Genomic DNA, 20,419 nt, shown 5'->3' on the forward strand with positions numbered 1-20,419 from the left:
GCGCAGGTGTCCCCTTCCCCCTGGTTGCCAATAAACTGGCAAACACGAGCGACCACTCGCGTCTCCAGGGCTAAAGAATGCGAGCGAGCACTCGTGTTTGTCAACGCCCTTTGAGATCTTGGGGATACGCGTGCCGGACACCAAGCCAGCAGAGCCCGAGAAGCCTCGCCGCAGGCAGGCGCGAGGAGAGCGCCGCATGGCGCAGTTGCTCGAGGCCGCGGCCCGCGTGTTCTGCAAGGCCGGCTACACCGCGGCCAGCACCAACGCCATCGCCCGCGAGGCCGGCGTCTCCCCCGGCACGCTGTACCAGTTCTTCCCCAACAAGGAGGCCCTCGCCGTCGAGCTGGGGCGGCGCCTCACCGAGCAGATGCGGCAAACGCACGGCCAGGTCTTCACGTTCACGGACGCCTCACTGCCGCTGGCCGAGACACTGGAGGCAATCCTCGACCCACTGATCGAGTTCAACTGCCACCACCCCGCGCTCCTCGCCCTGATCCACAGCTCCGACGTGCCCGGAAAGTTCGTGGAGGAGCACGACGCACTGCACGCCTCCCTGCTGGACCGCGTCGAGAACCTGATCTCCCTCTACGCCCCCGGACTGCCCGACGCCCACCGCGCCCGTGTCGCGAGGATGAGTTTCGCCCTCTTCAAGGCCGGCCTGGAGCTGGTTCTCGCTCACGAGGGCGAGGAACGGGAGGCCTACATCGCCGAATTGAAGGCCTCGCTCCACCGCTACCTCGCCCCTCTCGCCGACACCGAGGCCGCACCCTCCTCCCCGCAAGGCCCCCGAGGGTCACCGGCATCAGCCGAGAATTCACACTGAACGCCTACGTGGCGGCCGGCCGTACGTAGCGCTGAAAGCGACGGGCAGCGCGTAATGGAATACCCCCTAGGGGTACTGTGTTGTCCATACGTACGTCACCACGAACGCGAAGACGTGAACAGCCCACAAGGAGAGAGCGCTCATGACCGCCGAGACGACGACCGAGACCAGCGGGTCGACCATCACCTACCGGGTGAGCGGGATGTCGTGTTCCCACTGCGAGAACGCGATCTCCCAGGAGGTCTCCGCCCTCCCCGGCGTCAGCTCCGTCCAGGCCGTGGCCGCCACCGGCCTGGTCACCATCACCTCCATGGCCTCGCTGGACGAGGAGGCCGTCCGCGCCGCCATCGACGAAGCGGGCTTCGAGCTCCAGGGCCGGGCCTGACGCTCGAGCGGTCCCCTGACACTCACCCGACGCTCCGAAGCCAGAGGTAGACATGACCGATACGGCCACTGGGACCGAGGCACGACGCCCGGCCACGGCGCAGGTGGACCTTGCCGTCGGCGGTATGACCTGCGCCTCCTGCGCTGCCCGCATCGAGAAGAAGCTCAACCGGATGGACGGCGTGACCGCCACCGTCAACTTCGCCACGGAGAAGGCCCGAGTGTCGTACGGCGACGGGGTCGAGGTCGCCGATCTCATCGCCACCATCGAGCGGACGGGCTACACCGCTGAGCCGCCCCCGGTGCGCGCGCCTCAGTCCTCCATCGAGGCCGAGGCCGAGTCCGAGTCCGAGTCCGGGACCGAGGCCGGGACCGATGGTGAGCCGGGGACAGCGCCGGACGGTGACGAAGGGGCCGAGCTGCGCGCGCTGCGCCGACGGCTGCTCGTCTCGCTCGTGCTGTCCGTGCCGGTGGCGCTGATGGCGATGGTTCCGCCGCTGCAGTTCGACTCCTGGCAGTGGCTGTCCCTGTTCCTCGCGGTCCCCGTCGTGGTGTGGGGCGGACTGCCCTTCCACCGGGCCGCCTGGACGGGCGTCCGGCACGGCGCCGCCACCATGGACACCCTGGTCTCGGTCGGCACACTGGCGGCCTTCGGCTGGTCGCTGTGGGCGCTGTTCCTCGGCCACGCCGGGACGCCCGGGATGCGGCACGAATTCGCCCTCACCGCAGCCCCGGCCGACCCGGCCTCGACGATCTATCTCGAGGTCGCGGCCGGAGTGACCACCTTCATCCTGCTCGGCCGCTATCTGGAGACGCGGTCCCGGCGCCGGGCGGGCGCGGCCCTGCGGGCACTGATGGAACTCGGCGCCAAGGACGTGGCCGTGCTCCACCCTGATGGGCACGAGGAGCGTATTCCGGTGGCGCGCCTGGCGATCGGGGACCGCTTCGTCGTCCGTCCCGGCGAGAAGATCGCCACGGACGGCACGGTCGTCGAAGGCAGCTCGGCTGTGGACGTCTCGATGCTCACCGGCGAGTCCGTTCCGGTCGACGTCAGCGTCGGCGACGGGGTGACGGGCGCGACGGTGAACACCTCGGGCCGGCTGGTCGTCGAGGCCACCCGGGTCGGCGCGGACACCCGGCTGGCACGGATAGCGCGGCTCGTGGAGGACGCGCAGAACGGCAAGGCCGAGGTGCAGCGGCTCGCCGACCGGATCTCCGGGGTCTTCGTGCCCGTGGTGCTGCTGCTCGCCATCGGCACCCTGGTCGGCTGGCTGCTGGTGACGGGGGATGCGACGGCCGCGTTCACCGCCGCGGTGGCCGTACTGATCATCGCCTGCCCCTGCGCCCTGGGGCTGGCGACGCCGACGGCGCTGATGGTCGGTACGGGCCGCGGCGCCCAGCTCGGCATTCTGATCAAGGGCCCGGAGGTGCTGGAGTCCACCCGCCGGGTCGACACCGTCGTCCTCGACAAGACCGGCACGGTGACCACCGGGACAATGGCCCTGCAGCGTGCCGTCACGGGCGACGGGGTTTCCGAGCGCGACCTGCTGCGGCTCGCCGGCTCCCTTGAGCACGCCTCCGAGCACCCCATCGCCCAGGCGATCACGACCGGCGCGCGGGAACGGGTGGGCTCGCTTCCCGTCCCCGAGAGCTTCGAGAACGCAGCCGGACTCGGCGTCCGGGGTGTCGTCGGCGGACACAAGGTCCTCGTCGGGCGCGAGAAGCTGCTCGCCGAGTACGACGTCGTGCTGCCGGACCGGCTCGCGGAGGCCAAGGCCGCGGCGGAGGCGGAGGGGGACACAGCGGTGGCCGTCGCCTGGGACGGCGAGGCCCGCGGCGTCCTCACCGTCTCGGACGCCATCAAGGACACCAGCGCCCAGGCGGTGGCGGAGCTGCGCGCCCTGGGCCTGACGCCGGTACTGCTCACCGGCGACAACCGGCTCGTGGCCGAGTCGGTGGCACGCGCGGTGGGCATCGACGAGGTGATCGCGGAGGTTCTGCCACAGGACAAGGTGACGGTCGTACGGAGACTGCAGAGCGAAGGCGGTACGGTCGCCATGGTCGGCGACGGCGTCAACGACGCTGCCGCGCTGGCAGCGGCGGATCTCGGCCTGGCCATGGGCACCGGCACCGACGCGGCCATGGAGGCGGGCGACCTCACGCTCGTAAGCGGCGACCTGCGCGTCGCGGCCGACGCGATCCGGCTCTCCCGCCGAACCCTCGGCACGATCAAGGGAAATCTGTTCTGGGCGTTCGGCTACAACGTGGCCGCGCTGCCGCTCGCCGCGGCCGGAGCGCTCAACCCGATGATCGCGGGCGCGGCGATGGCGTTCTCGTCGGTCTTCGTGGTGATGAACAGCCTCCGACTGAGGACCTTCACACCATCCCCATAAGTGGCACCACATCCTCACTTGATGGTGCGGATCTTTATTTGGAGGGTGTTGCCCTCGTTGGTGCACTTATGGCAAGAGACCCAGATCACATCCGGCTGAACGTAACCATCCGCAGGGGTCGCGAGTCTAACCTTGCGATGTCGCGCTCCCGGCGGAGCGAGACATTGGCCAGGCCGGATCGTCTTGGGGGACGAGCCGACCGTGCGTTGGCCGGGACACGTGCCCGGGGAGCTTTGAGCGGCCCTCCCGTACGTACGCGTCCCGGCAGAGCGTCAGGCAGACCGTGAGCTTCTGCGGCCAGCAGACGCCCGGCCGGATCCCGTGGGGGGAATCCGATCCGGGAATGGAAAGCGCCCCGCTCCGACCCGTGGGGGGATCAGAGCTGGGGCGCTTTTCGCTTCGCTGGGCACCCCGCCCCGACCCTCCCTGCTACCGCAGGGGCCCAAGCATCGGAACCAGGACGCCATTCACTTCACCAGGCACCCCGCCCCGACCCTCCCTGCCACCGCAGGGGCCCAAGCATCGGAACCAGGACGCCATTCACTTCACTCGGCGCCCGGTCAGCGCTTTTCGAGCGGGATGAAGTCGCGCTCGACCACACCCGTGTAGATCTGGCGCGGACGGCCGATACGGGAGCCCGGCTCCTTGATCATCTCGTGCCACTGCGCGATCCAGCCGGGAAGCCGGCCCAGCGCGAACAGCACCGTGAACATCTCGGTCGGGAAGCCCATCGCCCGGTAGATCAGACCGGTGTAGAAGTCCACATTCGGGTAAAGCTTGCGCGAGACGAAGTAGTCGTCGGCAAGGGCGTGCTCCTCGAGCTTCAGCGCGATGTCCAGCAGCTCGTCGCTCTTGCCGAGTGCCTCGAGGACATCGTGCGCCGCAGCCTTGATGATCTTCGCCCGGGGGTCGAAGTTCTTGTAGACGCGGTGCCCGAAGCCCATAAGCTTCACGCCGTCTTCCTTGTTCTTCACCTTGCGGATGAAGGTGTCGACATCGCCGCCGGCGTCCCGGATGCCCTCCAGCATCTCCAGCACCGACTGGTTGGCGCCGCCGTGCAGCGGACCCCACAGCGCGCTGATGCCCGCCGAGACGGAGGCGAACATGTTGGCCTGCGAGGAGCCGACCAGGCGCACGGTCGAGGTCGAGCAGTTCTGCTCGTGGTCCGCGTGCAGGATCAGCAGCTTCTCCAGGGCGTTGACCACAACCGGGTCCAGCTCGTACTCGGCGGCCGGCACAGAGAAGGTCATGCGCAGGAAGTTCTCGACATATTCGAGGTCATTGCGCGGGTAGACGAACGGGTGGCCGACCGACTTCTTGTATGCGTACGCCGCGATGGTCGGAAGCTTGGCCAGCAGCCGGACGGTCGACAGGTTGCGCTGCTGCTCGTCAAACGGATTGTGGCTGTCCTGATAGAAGGTCGACAGCGCGCTGACGACGGAGGACAGCATCGCCATCGGGTGGGCGTCACGCGGGAAGCCGTCGTAGAACCGCTTGACGTCCTCGTGCAGCAGGGTGTGATGGGTGATCTCGGCCTTGAACTCCGCGAGCTCATCGGCCGTCGGAAGCTCGCCGTTGATCAGCAGATAGGCCACCTCGAGGAAGGTGCTGCGCTCGGCAAGCTGCTCGATGGGATAACCGCGGTAGCGCAGAATGCCCTGTTCACCGTCGAGGTAGGTGATGGCCGATTTGTACGCGGCGGTGTTGCCGTAGCCGCTGTCCAGGGTCACCAGACCGGTCTGGGCTCGGAGCTTCCCGATGTCAAAGCCCTTGTCGCCGACAGTGCTGTCGACGACCGGGAAGGTGTACTCGCCGTCCCCATACCGCAGTACTACAGAGTTGTCGCTCACGTCATCCCTCACCGACGTTGTGCCTCTTCTTCGAGGTGCCCTGACTATCTCTACCTTCCCCCATTTGGCGCGATGCCGTGCACTCGGGGTCGGCTGCAAGGTCTATGGATGGCACGCAGTGCCACGTGCGGGGACCATCCTGCTCCTATTTGATCGATCAGGAAAGCCGATCGGCCTGGGAACCTCCCCCGATGGCCCCGCTGAGCCGGTGATCGAGAGCTGTACAGCGCCGTCCGGCGGAGACCGTGCGCACCGCCTGACCGATGGCCCTACGCGAACCCACCAGCACGACCAGGCGTTTCGCCCGTGTGACCGCCGTATACAACAGATTGCGCTGGAGCATCATCCAGGCTCCGGTGGTGACAGGAATCACCACGGCCGGATATTCGCTGCCCTGCGAGCGATGGATGGTCACCGCGTAGGCGTGGGCCAGTTCGTCCAACTCGTCGAAGTCGTAGCCCACCTCCTCGTCTTCGTCCGTCAAAACGGTCAGCTGCTGGTCGACCAGATTCATTGCGGTGACGACGCCGACCGTGCCGTTGAAAACTCCGTTGGCCCCCTTTTCATAGTTGTTCCGGATCTGGGTGACCTTGTCGCCCACGCGGAAGATCCGCCCTCCGAACCGCCGCTCCGGCAGGTCGGGGCGCGCGGGGGTGACGGCCTGCTGGAGGAGCCCGTTGAGCGTCCCCGCCCCGGCCGGGCCGCGGTGCATGGGCGTGAGCACCTGGACGTCGCGCCGCGGGTCCAGCCCGAACTTCGCGGGGATGCGGCGGGCCACCACATCGACCGTCAGCCGCCCCGCCTCCTCGGTGTCATCCTCGGTGAACAGGAAGAAATCGGGAAGCCCCTGTGTGATGGGCGGCACACCGGAGTTGATGCGGTGGGCGTTGGTCACCACGCCCGACTGCTGGGCCTGCCGGAAGATCCGGGTGAGCCGTACGGCCGGCACCGGGCTGTCGGGCGCCAGCAGGTCGCGCAGCACCTCGCCCGCGCCCACGGACGGCAGCTGGTCCACATCCCCCACCAGCAGCAGATGAGCGCCCGGCGGCACGGCCTTCACCAGCTTGTTGGCGAGCAGCAGATCGAGCATCGACGCCTCGTCGACGACCACCAGATCGGCCTCCAGCGGCCGGTCCCGGTCGTACGCGGCGTCGCCGCCGGGCTTGAGCTCCAGCAGCCGGTGCACGGTGGAGGCCTCCGCCCCGGTCAGCTCGGACAGCCGCTTGGCGGCCCGCCCGGTCGGCGCCGCCAGGATCACCCGGGCCTTCTTCGCCCGCGCCAGCTCGACCACCGACCGCACGGTGAAGGACTTGCCGCAGCCCGGCCCACCGGTCAGCACCGCGACCTTCTCGGTCAGGGCCAGCCGCACCGCCTGCTCCTGCTCGGGCGCCAGCTCCGCGCCCGTGCGGTCCGCGAGCCAGGACAGGGCCTTGTCCCACTCCACCGACCGGAAGGCGGGCAGCCGGTCCTGGTCGGTGCGCAGCAGCCGCAGCAGCTGCCCGGCCAGGGAGATCTCGGCGCGGTGGAAGGGCACCAGATACACGGCGGAGACGGGCTCGGTGCCGTCCCCTCCCGGCACCTTCTCCCGTACGACGCCCTCCTCGTCGGCCGCCAGCTCTCCCAGGCAGTCGATGACCAGGCCGATGTCCACCTGGAGCAGCTTCACCGCGTCGGCGATCAGCTGCTCCTCCGGCAGATAGCAGTGCCCATTGTCGGCGGACTGCGAGAGGGCGTACTGCAGGCCTGCCTTGACGCGGTCCGGGCTGTCGTGCGGTATGCCGACCGCCTGGGCGATCCGGTCGGCGGTGAGGAACCCGATGCCCCACACGTCCGCCGCCAGCCGGTACGGCTGATTCCGTACGACCGAGATGGAGGCGTCGCCGTACGTCTTGTAGATCCGCACGGCGATGGAGGTCGAGACGCCGACGCCCTGCAGGAAGACCATCACCTCCTTGATGGCCTTCTGCTCCTCCCAGGCCGCGCCGATGAGCCTGGTGCGCTTGGGGCCGAGGCCGGGCACCTCGATCAGCCGCTTCGGCTCCTGCTCGATGACGTCGAGGGTGTCGGTACCGAAGTGGTCGACGATCCGCTCGGCGATCTTCGGCCCGATGCCCTTGATCAGGCCGGAGCCCAGATAGCGCCGGATGCCCTGGATCGTGGCGGGCAGCACCGTGGTGTAGTTCTCCACCGTGAACTGGCGGCCGTACTGCGGGTGGGAGCCCCAGCGGCCCTCCATCCGCAGCGATTCGCCCGGCTGCGCGCCGAGCAGGGAGCCGACCACCGTCAGCAGCTCACCACCGCCACGGCCCGTGTCGACCCGGGCGACCGTATAGCCGTTCTCCTCGTTGGCGTACGTGATCCGCTCCAGGACGCCCTCGACCACTGCCAGTTGCACCATGCAGTGACGGTACCGCCGGGTGCCGACACCCCGTTCGGCCTGTGGACAACCCAGCCCGCGGGCCGAACCGCATTAGGCTGCGGCGGGAGGAGGGACCGATATGCGGGGTTACGACCTGCTGGTTGTGGGCTCGGCCAACGCCGACCTGGTGGTGGGCGTCGAGCGCCGCCCCGGGGCCGGCGAGACCGTGCTCGGCTCGGACCTGGTCATCCACCCGGGCGGCAAGGGCGCCAACCAGGCTGTCGCCGCGGCCCGGCTCGGCGCCCGTACCGCGCTGCTGGCCCGGGTTGGCGACGACGCCCACGGCCGCCTGCTGCTGGACTCGCTGCGCGCGGCGGGAGTGGACGCCGTCGGCGTCCTGGTCGGCGGCGCACCCACCGGCGTGGCCCTGATCACCGTGGACCCGTCGGGCGACAACAGCATCGTGGTCTCCCCCGGCGCCAACGCCCGCCTCACGCCGGAGGACGTACGCGCCGCCGGCAGCCTGCTGTCCGCCGCCCGCATGATCTCCCTGCAGCTGGAGATCCCACTGGAGACGGTCGCCGAGGTCGTGCGCGCCGCCTCACCCGGCACGCGCATCGTCCTCAACGCCTCGCCGCCCGCTCCCCTGCCGCCCGAGGTGCCGCCCGCCTGCAACCCGTTGGTGGTCAACGAGCACGAGGCCCGGTTCCTGCTGGCCGGGGACCCGGCCGCGCGGTTCGACGACCCGGAGGTATGGGCCCGGGCGCTGCTCGCTCGCGGCCCGCGCTCGGTGGTGGTGACCTTGGGAGCGCAGGGCGCGCTCGTCGCGGACCCGGGGGGCGATCCCACCGGGCTGAGGACCGGGGCAGCGTGCATACGGGTGCCCAGCGTCCCTGTGAACCCCGTGGACACCACCGGCGCGGGCGACGCGTTCACGGCCGCGCTGGCCTGGCGGCTCGGCGCCGGGGACAGCCTGGAGGCGGCCGTACGTTTCGCGGTCCGGGTCGGCACGGCCGCCGTCACCCGGGCCGGGGCACAGGAGTCGTTCCCGACTGCCGAAGAGATGGGCCGACCGTAGAGCTGATGGTTTCCTGAGGGAGAACGATGACATCTCAGGCAGATCACCATCACGGCTATGTGTGGCTGGGCAGCGGGCTCGAGCTGCTCAGGGACGGGCCGCGCAGGCCCGAGGATCCCGAATTCACCACCAGCAGGGTTCCGCCGCTGGAGCTGGCCCACTGGCTGCTCAAGCCGCGCGGCCTCATCCAGGGCACATGGACGGATGCGCGGGAAGCCGCCGCATGGTTCGGCGCCCAGGCCCGGGAGCACGCCGCCGCGTTCTCCTCCGGGCACGACCGCGACATCGAGGTGATCGCAGCAAAGGTGCAGAGCGCGGCCGAGGCCGTCGCCCGTGGGGAAGATGTCGTCGGCGGCTGGTATCTGACGGGGCAGCGGTTCCTGTCGGTCTGCCTGATCGCCTGCCCGCACCGCTTCCGGCCCGAATACCCGTGTCCTCAGCGATGACCCCCGAACGCCCTGGCGGACACGGCTGAGGGGCCCGGTCCATGGACCGGGCCCCTCGCGAGGTCCCCCCTCCAAGGCTTCTCCAATCCCCCCTGGATCCCCCTGGGAAGCCTGATGCCACGTATGACCCATGACGGCCCAGGAGGGTTGCACCAAGGTCTCGAATTTATCGTTCCGTTACCTGCGGGGTCTGGGCACGAAGACTCGGCGGGCGCCGGATGAAAACCGCTTCCCGGGCAACCCGGTTCGTGCCTCACCGCCTCGGGAGCTGATATGCAGGGCGCACGGCACCGTTTCGCGGCGTCGCGGACAAAACATGAGATCCCACCCTTGGCTCTGCCAGGGGGACCCGTCGACCGGGAACTCGGTCTGTTCCAAGGAGTCAGATGAAACTCGCCTTCTCGACCCTCGGTGTCCCCGGCATGCCCATCCCGGAGGTGGTACGGCTCGCCGCCGAGAACGGCTTCCACGGGGTGGAGCTGCGCGCCCACCCGGAGGAGCCCGTGCACCCTGGAATCGGGCTCTCCGAACGCGTCGATGTGGTCGAGGAGTTCAAGAACGCCGGGGTACGGATCCTCGCCCTGGCCGGGGATACGAAGGTCGCCGCGCCCGGCGACGACGAGGCCGTACTCGACGAGCTGCACCAGCTGCTGGCGCTCGCCCGCGACCTCGGCACCCGCCGCGTACGGGTCTTCCCCGGCGGCGGGGGCCAGCCGGCCGAAGAGGCGGACGCGCTGGCCGCCCGCCGCCTCGCCGCAGCCGCCCCGCGTGCCGCCGACCTGGGCGTACGGCTACTGCTGGAGACACACGACTCGCACAGCCGGGGCCTCGACGTGGCACGTGTCCTCGGACTCGTCGGACATCGCATGGTCGGCGCGGTCTGGGACCTGATGCACCCTTGGCTCAGCGGTGAGGAACCCGCCACCACCCTGGCGGTGCTCGGCCCGCACCTGGACTACGTCCAGGTGAAGGACATCGCCTCTGCCGAGGACACCACCCCGGTCGCCCTCGGCAAGGGCATCCTGCCGCTTGCCGAGTGCATCGAGCTGCTCACCCGCGCGGAGTGGGACGGCTGGCTCAGCTGGGAGTACGAGCAGCGGTGGTACCCGCAGGCAGTGGAGTTGCCGCGGCTCCTGGGGCCGGCGCGCGACCATCTGGCCCGGCTGCTCGCCCAGTCCGCCTGAGCCGGCCGGCGCCGCCGAGCGAGGTGACGGCGACCCCGCCCACCAGCAGGGCCGCCGCACACCAGCGCAGCGGCCCGGCCCGCTCGCCGACCAGCAGCGCCGCCGACGACATCCCGAAGACGGGCACCAGCAGCGAGAACGGCGCGACGGCGGAGGCGGCGTACGTACGCAGCAGGAAGCCCCAGGCGCCGAAGCCGAACACGGTCGTCACCCACGCCACGTAGACGACCGTGCCGGCCCCGCTCCAGGTCGAGCGAACGCAGTGCGCCGAGGTCGGCGTCAGGGCCTTCAAGGAGCAGGGACAGGGCGAGCAGCGGCAGGACGGGCACCAGGCTGGCCCACACCATGAAGGCCAGGGCGTCGCGCGGCGCTGCCTTGCGGGTGAGGACGTTGGACACGCCCCAGAACGCGGCGGCCGCGACGACCAGGACGAAGCCGAGCAGTGGAAAGCCGTTCGCGTGCTCGCCGACGAGGGGACCGTGTTCGTCGTCCCGCAGCGCGGCGCGTTCGTCTCCGCCCCCGAGCAGCCCGGCAGCGAGGGCGCGGGCGCATAGCGGGGAACCCCGCCCGTCCGCCATGGGCGGAACGACGGACAGGCGGGGCAGCATGGGGGTGTCAGCTCGCGGTCACGCCCAGGTGAGGCGTTGCCCGCCGGGGCCGACGTGCAGCCGCATACGGTCGGCCGACGGGCATCCGTCCGCCTGCCACTGTGCAAGGCGCTCGGTGATCTCGTCCCACAAGCGCGCCGCGCCACCCTGCCGCACCATCCACCGCGCGCCGTCTTGGAAGACGACCGCCCACGCCTCGGCGTCCACGTCGATCACGACGTGTTCCGTCCGGCCGTCACGTTCCAGCGTGAGCCGCTGTGCGCGCGGCGCGGCGAACTGTGCGACGAACCGGGCCGTCCAGTCGTCGAGCACACCCGCGCCCAGCTCGGCGGGCACCGCGTCGCCCTCGCTGAGGTTCGGCAGGATGCCCAGCGGGGGCGGACGGTGGGGACGAGCCAGCATGAACGAGACCTGTCCGCTGAGAACCGGGCCGCTGGCCGTGCCATCGTCGGCGACCGTGAGCCGTACGAGTTCGGATGCGTGCATCCACCCGCCGACCGTGACCAGGACCTCACCGCCGGGCCGTGTCTGAGCGAGCCAGTCAGCCGGCACGGTGTGCACGCCGCACGTAGCGATCACGCGGTCATACGGGTTGCCCTCCTTGTAGCCCGCCAGTCCGTCACCGACCACGTGGGTAGGCCAGTATCCGGCGCCCGCGAGTGCCATTCCGGCACGGGCGGACACCTCGGCGTCGACCTCGACCGTGGTCACGTTGTCCTCGCCGACGACATGGCAGAGCAGCGCGGTTGAGTAGCCCGTACCCGTGCCGATCTCAAGGACGTGCGTTCCCTCGGTAGCCCGCAGGTCTTCGAGCATCCGCACGACCAGACTCGGCAGAGTGGACGACGACGACGGGGCCGCGGCGATGCGCCCCTCGACCTGGTCGGGGAAGACGCCCCCGGCGACCTGTGTCACGAGGGTGTCGTCTTCGTAGATCCGCGCGAGTCCTTCCGGGGAGTCCCCGGCCGCAGGCCTGTACCAGCCGCCCTCTTCGTACTCGAACCAGCCGCGCGAGAGGAACGCCTCGCGGGGCACCGACATGACGGCCGCCTCCCATTCGGGGCTGTGCAGAGTGCCGGACTTGGACAGACGCCGCGCGAGGTCGGCCCGTAGGTGTTCCGAGTGCAGGGGGTCAGTCATGCTGGCTCGCTCCGTTCTCCAACAGGTCTGCGATTGCGTTTGTGATTGGCAGTCCGGCCGCGTCTTCGAGCCACGCCCATTGGCCGTTGGGGTTGCACTCCAGGAACCACCATGCGCTGTCCGCAGTCACGGCGAAGTCGAAGGCGCCGAAGTTCAGCCCGAAGTCGGCGAGGAACCGCGCCAGCGCCCCGCGCATCTCGTCCGGGCAGGCGACCGGCTCATAGGTGAGGCTGTGGTACTCGGCTCTCCAGTCCACGACCCCAGGCGGCGCGGTAATTCGCGCGCTGAACACCTGCTCGCCGACGACGACCGCCCGTACGTCCGCCACCTTCGGCACCTGCGCTTGAAACAGGTGCGCGCTGTGGCTCACCGCGCCGTCGATCTCGCCCGCCTCGACCGGGGCGGCCCAAATTCCGACGGGCTCGCCCTCGATTTCGTACGCCCCCGCGTGCAACGGCTTGTAGATCGTGGGCCATTCGGCACAGAACTGTTTGGCCTCCCTCGGGTCGTTCGTGATGAGGGTGGCCGGGACCGTGAGCCCTACGCGGGTCGCGGCGTCCAACTGCGCGGGCTTGTACTCAGCCCGTGCGATGGCCTGCGGGTGACTCAGGTACAGGCACCCCGGCAGTGCCCCCAGCACGCCGCCCAAGCCGCGCCGGTTCTCCTGCGCGGCGAACCGGGCCGCCTGCTCGCCGCTACCCGTCGGGTAGGGGCTCGGCCGACGGTGGTACAGGGCGCGTACGGCGGAGAGGTCGGCCGTACGCTCCCCGACCGTCAGTCGCCCGCCCCATCCTCCCCCAGACTTCGTCCGGGAGGTACCCCCAGCCCCGATTCGCGCGGCGAGCACCACGGGCGCCGGGAAGTCGCGCCCCGGGCCGAACCGGAGGACGGGCACCCGGCGCCGGTTCAGTTCCGCGATGACCAGATCAGCGGTTGCGTCCTCGTACTCCGTGCAGACCAGCACCGGGCGCCCGTCCATAGCGCTACCCCCTAGTCCTGTGTCGCGTCGTGGCCGGAGTCGGCATCTACCTTGCCGTCCTTGCCAACCTGCGTGGGCGGGTAGGTGTTCACGCTCGTTCCGTGCTTGCCGAGTTCGGCCGGCGTCATCGCTCCGTCCTCCCCGACCCATCGGCCGGTCTGCGTGGCCGGGTCAATGCCCGCGTATTGCCACGGCGAGGGAGAACCGTTGCACAGCGGAGCCATACGGCGCAGCCCCCACGGGGCGGGTGCGGTGGTCTCCGTACCTGCGAGGCTCGATTGCAAGTCTCCTCCTTGGTCGCTTCGTACGGTGGTGTCGTGCAGGACCCGCCCCGGCAGGCGCTCGACCTGTCCAAGGGTTGCGGGCGGATGATCCAACCGGGGCGGGGTGGTTCCCGCTCCCCTGCCGGGGGTTCGTGTGGGAGAACCGGTCAACAGGTCATCCCCGGCAGGGGGCGGAGTCTTCAGCGGCGGGGTAGTCGGTGACGGCCCCGGACGCGCCCGCGGGCAGGGCGCGGGGCAGGGTGTGTGCGCGGGCACGGTGAGCGTGGCGGACTGTACGGCGCGGTCGGCGATTCGGTCCCGGTCATGCGACTGGACGCGCACCATGTGGTCAAGCTCCGCGATGCACGGGCCGCACGCGTACACGTCGCCCGTCGCGCCGGGCGTGGTCACGGAGCCGACCCACAGCACGCGCACGCCCTCCCGTCGGCAGTACAGCCAACAGGCGCCGGTCACCCACTGGTTCCCGTCGTCCGTCTGCGCGATGAGCGGCCATACATCGCGCCACGGGCGCGCGATGGCCGGGGCGAAGGTCACGCCGTGCCCCCGTTCGCCCGCGCGAGTTCGGCGAGCTCCGCCGGGGACTGCATCACCGCGTAGTCGCCGAGGTTCCGGCGGTAGCGCCGGTGCCCGGTCTCCTGCGTGTGCCTACGCTGCCACTCCTCGACCGGCCCCGGGTCGCGGTGCGTGCCGGACTCCGCGCCGCACTCGGTTTCGTAGCCGGACACGCACCGGGCCTCGTACTCCGGTTCTGCCGGCTGGTCCTGCTCGATGGTGAACGGGACGTAGCGGAACACGCGCCGGGTCACCGCGCCGCCCCCTGCTCGCTGCGCGCCGAGTCCTTGACGTGCAGGAAGCCCCCTGCCCTCTCGATCTCGCGCGCTACCTCGTCGTACTCCTGCGGAACAGACGAGATCATCGAGCGCCACGCCGTGAGCACCGCCCCAGCCTCGCCGCTCTTGATGCGCTCGACGGCCTGCCCCAGCCCGTCACGACCTTGCGGCGGCAGCAACCCCGCGCGTTCCTCGATCACGTCCGTGATCTCCCACCCGAACGCCTCGGCGTACTCCGTGCACTCCTTGCGAGGTGCCGCGATGTTCGTGTTGGGAGCACCGCACAGGTAGATCACGCAGCGGAACCGCTCGATCTTCGCGGCCTCGGCCGGTACATCGGCCTCGCCCGGCGTGATACCCGCCGCCGCGTCCGCCAGTGCCTGACGCCGTCTCAGGTCGCCCTCGGTACGACGGATCTTGGTCCGTCCCTGCCTCTGCCCGCTCGCGTCGCTGACCATGCATCAATCGTGCCTGCCTGATCACGCAGGGTGAAGTGATGAGGCGTAGGGCCGGGCTAGGTCGCCCGGCCCTGACTCGTACGCCCCGTAGGACTCACGCGATCAAGGGCACGCCGATGAGTTCGCTGATGTTCCGCACGCGGGCCGTGGACACCTTCGCAAGACGCTTCCCGATCACACCGGGCAACGCCTGATGCTTGACCCACTCCGGGGCGTCGAGCCCTACCTCGACCAGCGTGTCTCCCGCCTGGTCATAGAGGCCGGCCGCGCACTGCGCGAGAGCGACGTCGAGTTTGTAGCGGTTGCGGGCGAGTTTGGGCATGGAGCGGGGCAGCTCGGTGTGCGCGGCCAGGGTCAGAGCCCTTCCGTAGTTCCCGAGTGCCACAGCGATTCCTACGGCCTCGGTGTTCGCCGCCGTAGGGCCGAAATGTGTGCCGTACAGCGCCTTGTCATCACCGAGCCGGGCGGCTGCCGCATGCGCCTGTGACAGGTAGTCATCCGCGGAGACGGCGTCTCCCCGGCGCGAGGCGGCCACGGCTGCGGAGATCATCAGCCGTCCATACGCGAACAGTTGAGGATGGGGAGCCCTGCTGAACGACGGCTCGATCCGCAAGGCCGCCTGCTCGGCGACAGCAACCGCCCGGGGAACTCTCGCGCTCCGCAGATAGATCCATGACAGCGTTGACTCCAGGAGCGCGGTCAGCACGGCATCTCCGGAACTCTCTGCCAGGTGACGCGCGGAGGTGAGCGCACTCAAGGCGAGATCGCGCTGCCCGAGCAGGATCGCGGCCGAGGACGCGAACTGGTAGGTGCTTGCGAGGATCGAGCCCAGACGTTCGCGTTCGTAGCCCGTGGCTTGCCCGTACCGAACGCTCCCTTCGAGCAACACCTTGGCGATGAGTTCGCTCAACTCCTGGTATTCACCCCGCCAGTAGGTGGCGCACACACGATCATGAGCAGTCGACAGTTCGGTGAGCGTGCTGGGTTCCTCGACGCCTTCCCACGCTCCGAGGGCGCTGTCGTGCACTGCGTCGGAAAGCCGCCGTACAGCAGCCCTGGCATCCCTGCTCATCCCTCGGCGTGGCGCCTGCTGGCCGAGGATCACGGATACGTCCGTGTTCAGTGCGTGGGCGAGTTTGAGCAGCGAACCGAGGGACAACTCGCCGCGGTCCTGCTCGGCTTTCTGCACCAGGGCGAGGGACAGCCCCGCAGCATCGGCGAGCCCCTGCTGTGTCAGATCGGAGCCCCGTAGGTGCTTGATGCGCTTACCGTTCGTAAGGTCGGCCCAGTTGCTCAAGATCACCCCAGTGCGTTTGCTCAGGCTGCTGTACTTCGATGGTAGGTCCCGACGCCCGGACGCCCAGAGCGAACGGAACAGACGCAAGGCCCGAGCGCACTCGGCCCAGCCCTCACGGTGAACGTTTCCCGCCTCACGTCGACCCGCAACACCGCTCCGCCTTGCTCGCCAGTGCCGCGGGGTTGCTTTCAAGGGTTGGCAGCGCCACAGCCCGGTTGGCCTAGGAGTTTCGGCCTGCCAGTGCCCGGGGGTTGCCAAGAACGGTTAGCAACGGCCAATGCCCGGGGCCGCCCCCATTGACTGGAACTAACTTTCCGGCTATCCGTGTTGCCTTGGAAGTTTCCTTCATACCTGGGGCGCCCTGGGGCACCCCCAATCCACACGGAGTCCGGGGGAGCACCTCCTCCTGGAAGGAGTGCACGTGCACCACGACGCAGCGCCTCCCGCCAACCCGCTTCCCGCGAGCAGACCGAGCCCTTCCCGCCGCGCCGTCCTGGCCGGTGCCGTCGCGGCATCGCTGGCCGCGACCGGATCCGCCGCCTTCGCGGCCGTCCCCGGGGGCACCACCGACCGCGATGCGCTCCGCGCCCTGATCTCCCGGATGACCCTGGAGGAGAAGGTCGGCCAGCTCTTCGTGATGCGGGTCTACGGGCACTCGGCCACCAACCCCGACCCCGCCGATGCCGCCGCGAACCTCAAGGAGATCGGCGTCTCCAGCGCCGCCGAACTCATCGCCCGGTACCACGTCGGCGGCATCATCTACTTCGCCTGGGCGCACAACACCCGCGATCCGCACCAGATCGCCGACCTCTCCAACGGCATCCAGCGGGCCGGACTCGCCCAGCCCACACCCGTACCCCTGTTGATCTCCACTGACCAGGAGCACGGCATAGTCGCCCGGGTCGGCGCCCCGGCCACCCTGATGCCGGGCGCCATGGCCCTCGGCGCGGGCGGCTCTTGGCCCGACGCCCGCAGAGCCGCCTGGATCGCCGGGACCGAGCTGGCCGCCATGGGCATCCGCCAGAACTACGCCCCGGTCGCGGACGTCAATGTGAACCCGGCCAACCCGGTCATCGGCGTACGGTCCTTCGGCGCCGACCCGCAGGCCGTCGCCCGACTCGTCGCCGCCCAGGTGCAGGGCTACCAGGGCGCCGGGATCGCCTCCACCGCCAAGCACTTCCCCGGCCACGGCGACACCGCCACCGACAGCCACTACGGCCTTCCGCTGATCACCCACAGCGCACAGGAGTGGGAGCGGCTGGACGCCCCGCCCTTCAAAGCCGCGATCGCGGCCGGCATCGACTCGATCATGACCGCCCATCTGCTGGTCCCCGCCCTGGACCCGGCCGACGACCCGGCCACCCTGTCGCGCCCGATCCTCACCGGAATCCTGCGCGAGAGGCTGGGCTACGACGGCGTGGTGGTCACCGACTCGCTCGGGATGGCCGGGGTGCGGCAGAAGTACGGCGACGACCGCGTACCGGTGCTGGCGCTGAAGGCGGGCGTCGACCAGCTGCTCAATCCGCCGAATCTGCCGGTCGCCTGGAACGCCGTCCTCACGGCCGTCCGGAGCGGGGAACTCAGCGAGGCGCGGCTCGAGGAGTCCATCCTCCGGATCCTCGAACTCAAGGCGCGCCGGGGCCTTTTCCGGCAGCCGTACGTCAGCCATGAGGGCGTACAGCGGGCGGTTGGCACCCGTTCGCATCTGATGGCCGCCGACCGGATCGCCGAGCGCACCACCACCCTGCTCGTCAATGAGGGCGGGCTGCTGCCGCTGTCCGGCCGCAGCCGGCGGAACCTCCTGGTCGTGGGCGTCGATCCGGCCGCGCCGTCGGGCACCGGCGGGCCGCCGACCGCCGTCCTCGCCAGGGCACTGACCGAGCTGGGCTGCCCGGCGACCGCGCTGTCCACGGGCACCGGCGCCCGGCCCGATCCGACGCAGGCGCAGATCGACCAGGCGGTGGCGGCCGCCGCGGAACGGGACGCGGTGGTGGTCGCGACGTACAACGTCGGCCCCGCGTCCTCGCAGCGGAATCTGGTGTCGGCGCTCGCCGCGACCGGCATACCCGTGGTCCACCTGGCCATCCGCAACCCGTACGACATCGCGCGGCTCAGCGGCGTCACGGCGTCGCTGGCCGGCTACTCGTGGACGGATGTCGAACTGCGCGCCGCGGCCCGGGTGATCGCGGGGGCGGCGGCTCCCAAGGGCCGGCTGCCGGTACCCGTCCCCCGCGCGGACGACCCGGCGCAGGTGCTGTACCCCATCGGTTACGGCCTCTCGTACTGACCGGCGACGCGCTCCGCGCGCCGCTGGGACGGGACCGCCCACCCGCCCCGAACCGGGGCGGGGCGGGTGGGCACATGACGCGCCGCGGCCTACGGCCGCAGGTCCCGCATGCGCTCCTTCTTGTCCAGCTTCGCGTTGTACGGCGCCAGCGGCTTGGCCGTCGCCTCGCCCTGCCGGACGGCGGCCGGAGCAACCCCCGCCCACTTCAGCACCTCAGCGGTCGCCCTCTCCTTCTCCGCCGCCACGAGGCCGGCGATGTTCGCCCCGTGGTTGGCGCCGGGGGCGAAGAAGCGGTAGCTGTCCCTGGATCCGTAACCGAGCCGGAAGGGCTCAGCGCCCCACGGGTCGTTCTGCCCGTAGACGAACAGCATCCGGGTGGCGTGGTGGCGCACCCAGCGGTCCACATCGCGCATGACTCCCTCGTGCCACGTCATCGGGATCTCGCGCGGCACGAACGTCCGCGGCGTGAACATGCCGGGGTAGCGCAGCAGACCGTCCAGGTGCGGGGTCTGGACCGTGGGAGCGCCCAGTTCGGTGCCCGCCTGGTAGTAGTACGGCGTGTAGGGCGCCAGGCCCTGGTCGGTGTAGAAGGAGAAGCCGGAGATCTCATCGACGAAGGAGTACAGATCGTCGGTGGACACCGTTGCCGGGTTGGGCACGTTCGCGCAGTCCGACTCCTTGCTGTACTGCCAGAAGGCCCACACCAGGTCGAGAACGACGCTCTCGTAGGCCTGGTCGAGGCTGCCGACGGTCTTGAAGGTGGCCCCGTTGGCGTCCGCCCACTTCTGGTAGCGGTCGGTCATCTCCTTGCGCCGTACGAGGGCTTCACGCTGCACGGCGTTCAGGGCGTTGCGGCACTCCTCCGTGCCGACCTCGCGGAAGAACTCGTCGTAGGCCGAGTCCTCGTCGTTGACCACGTCGTTGGGCGCGACGTACGCCACCACGCCGTCCATGTCGCGCGGGTAGAAGCGCTCGTAGTAGGTGGCGGTCATACCGCCCTTGCTGCCGCCGGTCGCCAGCCACTTCCGGTCGTAGATCGGCTCGAGGGCCTTGAAGAGCCGGTGCTGGTCGCTGGCGGCCTGCCAGATGTCGAGCTTGGACCAGTCGGCCGGGTTCGGCCGGGAGGGCGTGAAGAACCGGTACTCCATCGACACCTGGTTGCCGTCGACGATCTGGGTCGGCTCGCTGCGCCGCGGGTTGGTGTTGACGTTGTAGCCGGAGGTGAAGAACACCGTCGGCCGGTCGGTGGACTTGTGCAGCAGGGTGAACCGCTGCTGGAAGGTGCCCGCGGACGGGTGCCGGTGGTCGGTCGGCTGGGTGTAGTTCAGGACGAAGAAGCGGTAGCCGTCGACCGGCTTCTCCTCGATCAGGCTCATCCCCGGGATCGCGAGGATGCGGTCCTTGATGTCCGTGGTGTTCGGCTGCGCGGCGGTGGCCGCACCGGCCGAAATACCGCCGGCGCCAAGGGTGCTGATGAGCACCACAAGCGACAGCAGCCATCTGAGCGTTGTGCGCATGCGCCCTCCCCTAAGGCTCGCAATAGTCGCCGCGAACCTATCGGGCCAACGGACGCATCACCAGACCCAGTTGACTCATCAGTAGAGAAGGGAAGTTCAGCAGAGCGTCCAGCCGGTGCTGACCGAAACGCCGGCCACCGACCCGCGGACCAGGACGCACCGGGTGGTGGCGGCCACCCGCACCGGCCCGGCCCGGAGGGTGTAGTAGCCGCTGTCCACGCGGGGCCTGCTGCCGCGCGCCTGGATGCTGACGCTCATCGGCCGCCGTTGGCCCGGATGCTTGGCGAAGGTGACCGCGCACGCGTAACTGTGGCTCTTGTAGAGCCTCAGCTCGCCGGTGGCGAAGGGCAGCGTCCGCACTCTCCGGCCGTCACACCGCGCGACCGCGGCCTCCGCCGAGGCCGGAGCGGCCAGCCCGACTGCACCGAAGGCCATGAGAGCCGCGACTGCCAGCGCTGTCCGACGGCGTGTCACACCTGTGCGCACTGTGCCTCCCCAACGG

17 protein-coding genes and 1 pseudogene are annotated in these 20,419 nt (G+C 69.9%); 7 read left to right on the top strand and 11 right to left on the bottom strand.

All coding sequences use genetic code 11. The features are described from left to right. Positions 1–196 precede the first annotated feature (196 nt). The 3 genes from ACY34J_RS22085 to ACY34J_RS22095 all read left to right on the top strand — a co-directional run bounded on the left by ACY34J_RS22085 (position 197) and on the right by ACY34J_RS22095 (position 3,600). Positions 197–823 (top strand): TetR/AcrR family transcriptional regulator, encoded by a 627-nt coding sequence (locus tag ACY34J_RS22085; RefSeq protein ID WP_462728254.1) that lies wholly within the window; start codon positions 197–199, stop codon positions 821–823. A gap of 142 nt (positions 824–965) precedes the next feature. After that, positions 966–1,208 carry a heavy-metal-associated domain-containing protein gene (locus ACY34J_RS22090; protein WP_462728255.1) on the top strand — a complete coding sequence of 81 codons (243 nt, stop codon included), beginning with the start codon at positions 966–968 and terminating at the stop codon, positions 1,206–1,208. A 52-nt stretch (positions 1,209–1,260) separates the two neighbouring features. Beyond that, positions 1,261–3,600: a heavy metal translocating P-type ATPase gene (locus ACY34J_RS22095; RefSeq protein WP_462728256.1), complete on the top strand. Its 2,340-nt coding sequence runs from the start codon at positions 1,261–1,263 to the stop codon at positions 3,598–3,600. A 560-nt stretch (positions 3,601–4,160) separates the two neighbouring features. On the opposite strand, the gene ACY34J_RS22100 is transcribed toward ACY34J_RS22095, so the two are convergent. Both ACY34J_RS22100 and recD2 read right to left on the bottom strand, forming a co-directional pair. Beyond that, positions 4,161–5,450 (bottom strand): citrate synthase, encoded by a 1,290-nt coding sequence (locus ACY34J_RS22100; RefSeq protein ID WP_462728257.1) that lies wholly within the window; start codon positions 5,448–5,450, stop codon positions 4,161–4,163. 157 nt (positions 5,451–5,607) lie between these two features. After that, the gene (gene recD2 / locus ACY34J_RS22105; RefSeq protein WP_462728258.1) at positions 5,608–7,848 is read right to left on the bottom strand and encodes an SF1B family DNA helicase RecD2; all 2,241 of its coding nucleotides are present in this window, start codon (positions 7,846–7,848) and stop codon (positions 5,608–5,610) included. Between the two features lie 100 nt (positions 7,849–7,948). Between recD2 and ACY34J_RS22110 the strand changes: the two genes are divergently transcribed. The 3 genes from ACY34J_RS22110 to ACY34J_RS22120 all read left to right on the top strand — a co-directional run bounded on the left by ACY34J_RS22110 (position 7,949) and on the right by ACY34J_RS22120 (position 10,517). Continuing rightward, entirely contained in the window at positions 7,949–8,887 is a 939-nt protein-coding gene (locus tag ACY34J_RS22110; RefSeq protein ID WP_462728259.1) for a ribokinase, read from the top strand. Positions 8,888–8,913: 26 nt separating this feature from the next. Next, positions 8,914–9,333 (top strand): hypothetical protein, encoded by a 420-nt coding sequence (locus ACY34J_RS22115; protein WP_462728260.1) that lies wholly within the window; start codon positions 8,914–8,916, stop codon positions 9,331–9,333. A 386-nt stretch (positions 9,334–9,719) separates the two neighbouring features. Further along, positions 9,720–10,517, top strand: a complete 798-nt coding sequence (locus ACY34J_RS22120) for a sugar phosphate isomerase/epimerase family protein (RefSeq protein WP_462728261.1) — start codon at positions 9,720–9,722, stop codon at positions 10,515–10,517. Here the strand turns inward: ACY34J_RS22120 and ACY34J_RS22125 are convergent. From ACY34J_RS22125 to ACY34J_RS22155, 7 genes and pseudogenes are all read right to left on the bottom strand, one after another. Further along, positions 10,411–10,987, bottom strand: a pseudogene (locus ACY34J_RS22125) (EamA family transporter); the annotation flags it as partial. The gene ACY34J_RS22120 and the pseudogene ACY34J_RS22125 overlap by 107 nt on opposite strands. Positions 10,988–11,143: 156 nt before the next feature. Further along, positions 11,144–12,265, bottom strand: coding sequence for an ATP-grasp peptide maturase system methyltransferase (tgmC, locus tag ACY34J_RS22130; RefSeq protein WP_462728262.1), 1,122 nt, complete (start codon positions 12,263–12,265; stop codon positions 11,144–11,146). Then, positions 12,258–13,244 carry an ATP-grasp ribosomal peptide maturase gene (tgmB, locus tag ACY34J_RS22135; RefSeq protein ID WP_462728263.1) on the bottom strand — a complete coding sequence of 329 codons (987 nt, stop codon included), beginning with the start codon at positions 13,242–13,244 and terminating at the stop codon, positions 12,258–12,260. The genes tgmC and tgmB overlap by 8 nt, the downstream gene beginning before the upstream one ends. Positions 13,245–13,255: 11 nt before the next feature. Then, positions 13,256–13,528 carry a putative ATP-grasp-modified RiPP gene (gene tgmA / locus ACY34J_RS22140; RefSeq protein ID WP_462728264.1) on the bottom strand — a complete coding sequence of 91 codons (273 nt, stop codon included), beginning with the start codon at positions 13,526–13,528 and terminating at the stop codon, positions 13,256–13,258. Between the two features lie 530 nt (positions 13,529–14,058). Beyond that, a complete protein-coding gene (locus ACY34J_RS22145) occupies positions 14,059–14,334 on the bottom strand; it encodes a DUF7848 domain-containing protein (RefSeq protein ID WP_462728265.1) in 276 nt (91 codons plus the stop codon). After that, positions 14,331–14,816 carry a recombinase family protein gene (locus ACY34J_RS22150; RefSeq protein WP_462728266.1) on the bottom strand — a complete coding sequence of 162 codons (486 nt, stop codon included), beginning with the start codon at positions 14,814–14,816 and terminating at the stop codon, positions 14,331–14,333. Before ACY34J_RS22150 ends, ACY34J_RS22145 begins: the two co-directional genes overlap by 4 nt. 94 nt (positions 14,817–14,910) lie before the next feature. After that, complete coding sequence (locus tag ACY34J_RS22155) at positions 14,911–16,113, bottom strand: helix-turn-helix domain-containing protein (RefSeq protein WP_462728285.1); 1,203 nt, start codon at positions 16,111–16,113, stop codon at positions 14,911–14,913. Between the two features lie 421 nt (positions 16,114–16,534). Between ACY34J_RS22155 and ACY34J_RS22160 the strand changes: the two genes are divergently transcribed. Further along, the gene (locus ACY34J_RS22160) at positions 16,535–18,400 is read left to right on the top strand and encodes a glycoside hydrolase family 3 protein (protein ID WP_462728267.1); all 1,866 of its coding nucleotides are present in this window, start codon (positions 16,535–16,537) and stop codon (positions 18,398–18,400) included. Positions 18,401–18,489: 89 nt separating this feature from the next. Here ACY34J_RS22160 and ACY34J_RS22165 read toward each other — a convergent pair whose 3' ends face one another. Both ACY34J_RS22165 and ACY34J_RS22170 read right to left on the bottom strand, forming a co-directional pair. Then, on the bottom strand, positions 18,490–19,917 hold the full coding sequence (locus tag ACY34J_RS22165; RefSeq protein ID WP_462728268.1) for a S28 family serine protease: 1,428 nt from the start codon (positions 19,915–19,917) through the stop codon (positions 18,490–18,492). A gap of 96 nt (positions 19,918–20,013) precedes the next feature. Further along, positions 20,014–20,391: a hypothetical protein gene (locus ACY34J_RS22170; RefSeq protein ID WP_462761972.1), complete on the bottom strand. Its 378-nt coding sequence runs from the start codon at positions 20,389–20,391 to the stop codon at positions 20,014–20,016. Positions 20,392–20,419 lie beyond the last annotated feature (28 nt).

The sequence above is a fragment of the Streptomyces sp. HSS9-12 genome, assembly GCF_054963655.1.

What these genes read in the sequence shown, in the direction of transcription:
- ACY34J_RS22085 (WP_462728254.1), top strand. Translation starts at nt 197, where the DNA reads ATGGCGCAGTTGCTCGAGGCCGCGGCCCGCGTGTTCTGCAAGGCCGGC.
- ACY34J_RS22090 (WP_462728255.1), top strand. Translation starts at nt 966, where the DNA reads ATGACCGCCGAGACGACGACCGAGACCAGCGGGTCGACCATCACCTAC.
- ACY34J_RS22095 (WP_462728256.1), top strand. Translation starts at nt 1,261, where the DNA reads ATGACCGATACGGCCACTGGGACCGAGGCACGACGCCCGGCCACGGCG.
- recD2 (WP_462728258.1), bottom strand. Translation starts at nt 7,848, where the DNA reads ATGGTGCAACTGGCAGTGGTCGAGGGCGTCCTGGAGCGGATCACGTAC.
- ACY34J_RS22110 (WP_462728259.1), top strand. Translation starts at nt 7,949, where the DNA reads ATGCGGGGTTACGACCTGCTGGTTGTGGGCTCGGCCAACGCCGACCTG.
- ACY34J_RS22115 (WP_462728260.1), top strand. Translation starts at nt 8,914, where the DNA reads ATGACATCTCAGGCAGATCACCATCACGGCTATGTGTGGCTGGGCAGC.
- ACY34J_RS22120 (WP_462728261.1), top strand. Translation starts at nt 9,720, where the DNA reads ATGAAACTCGCCTTCTCGACCCTCGGTGTCCCCGGCATGCCCATCCCG.
- tgmC (WP_462728262.1), bottom strand. Translation starts at nt 12,265, where the DNA reads ATGACTGACCCCCTGCACTCGGAACACCTACGGGCCGACCTCGCGCGG.
- tgmB (WP_462728263.1), bottom strand. Translation starts at nt 13,244, where the DNA reads ATGGACGGGCGCCCGGTGCTGGTCTGCACGGAGTACGAGGACGCAACC.
- ACY34J_RS22150 (WP_462728266.1), bottom strand. Translation starts at nt 14,816, where the DNA reads ATGGTCAGCGACGCGAGCGGGCAGAGGCAGGGACGGACCAAGATCCGT.
- ACY34J_RS22165 (WP_462728268.1), bottom strand. Translation starts at nt 19,917, where the DNA reads ATGCGCACAACGCTCAGATGGCTGCTGTCGCTTGTGGTGCTCATCAGC.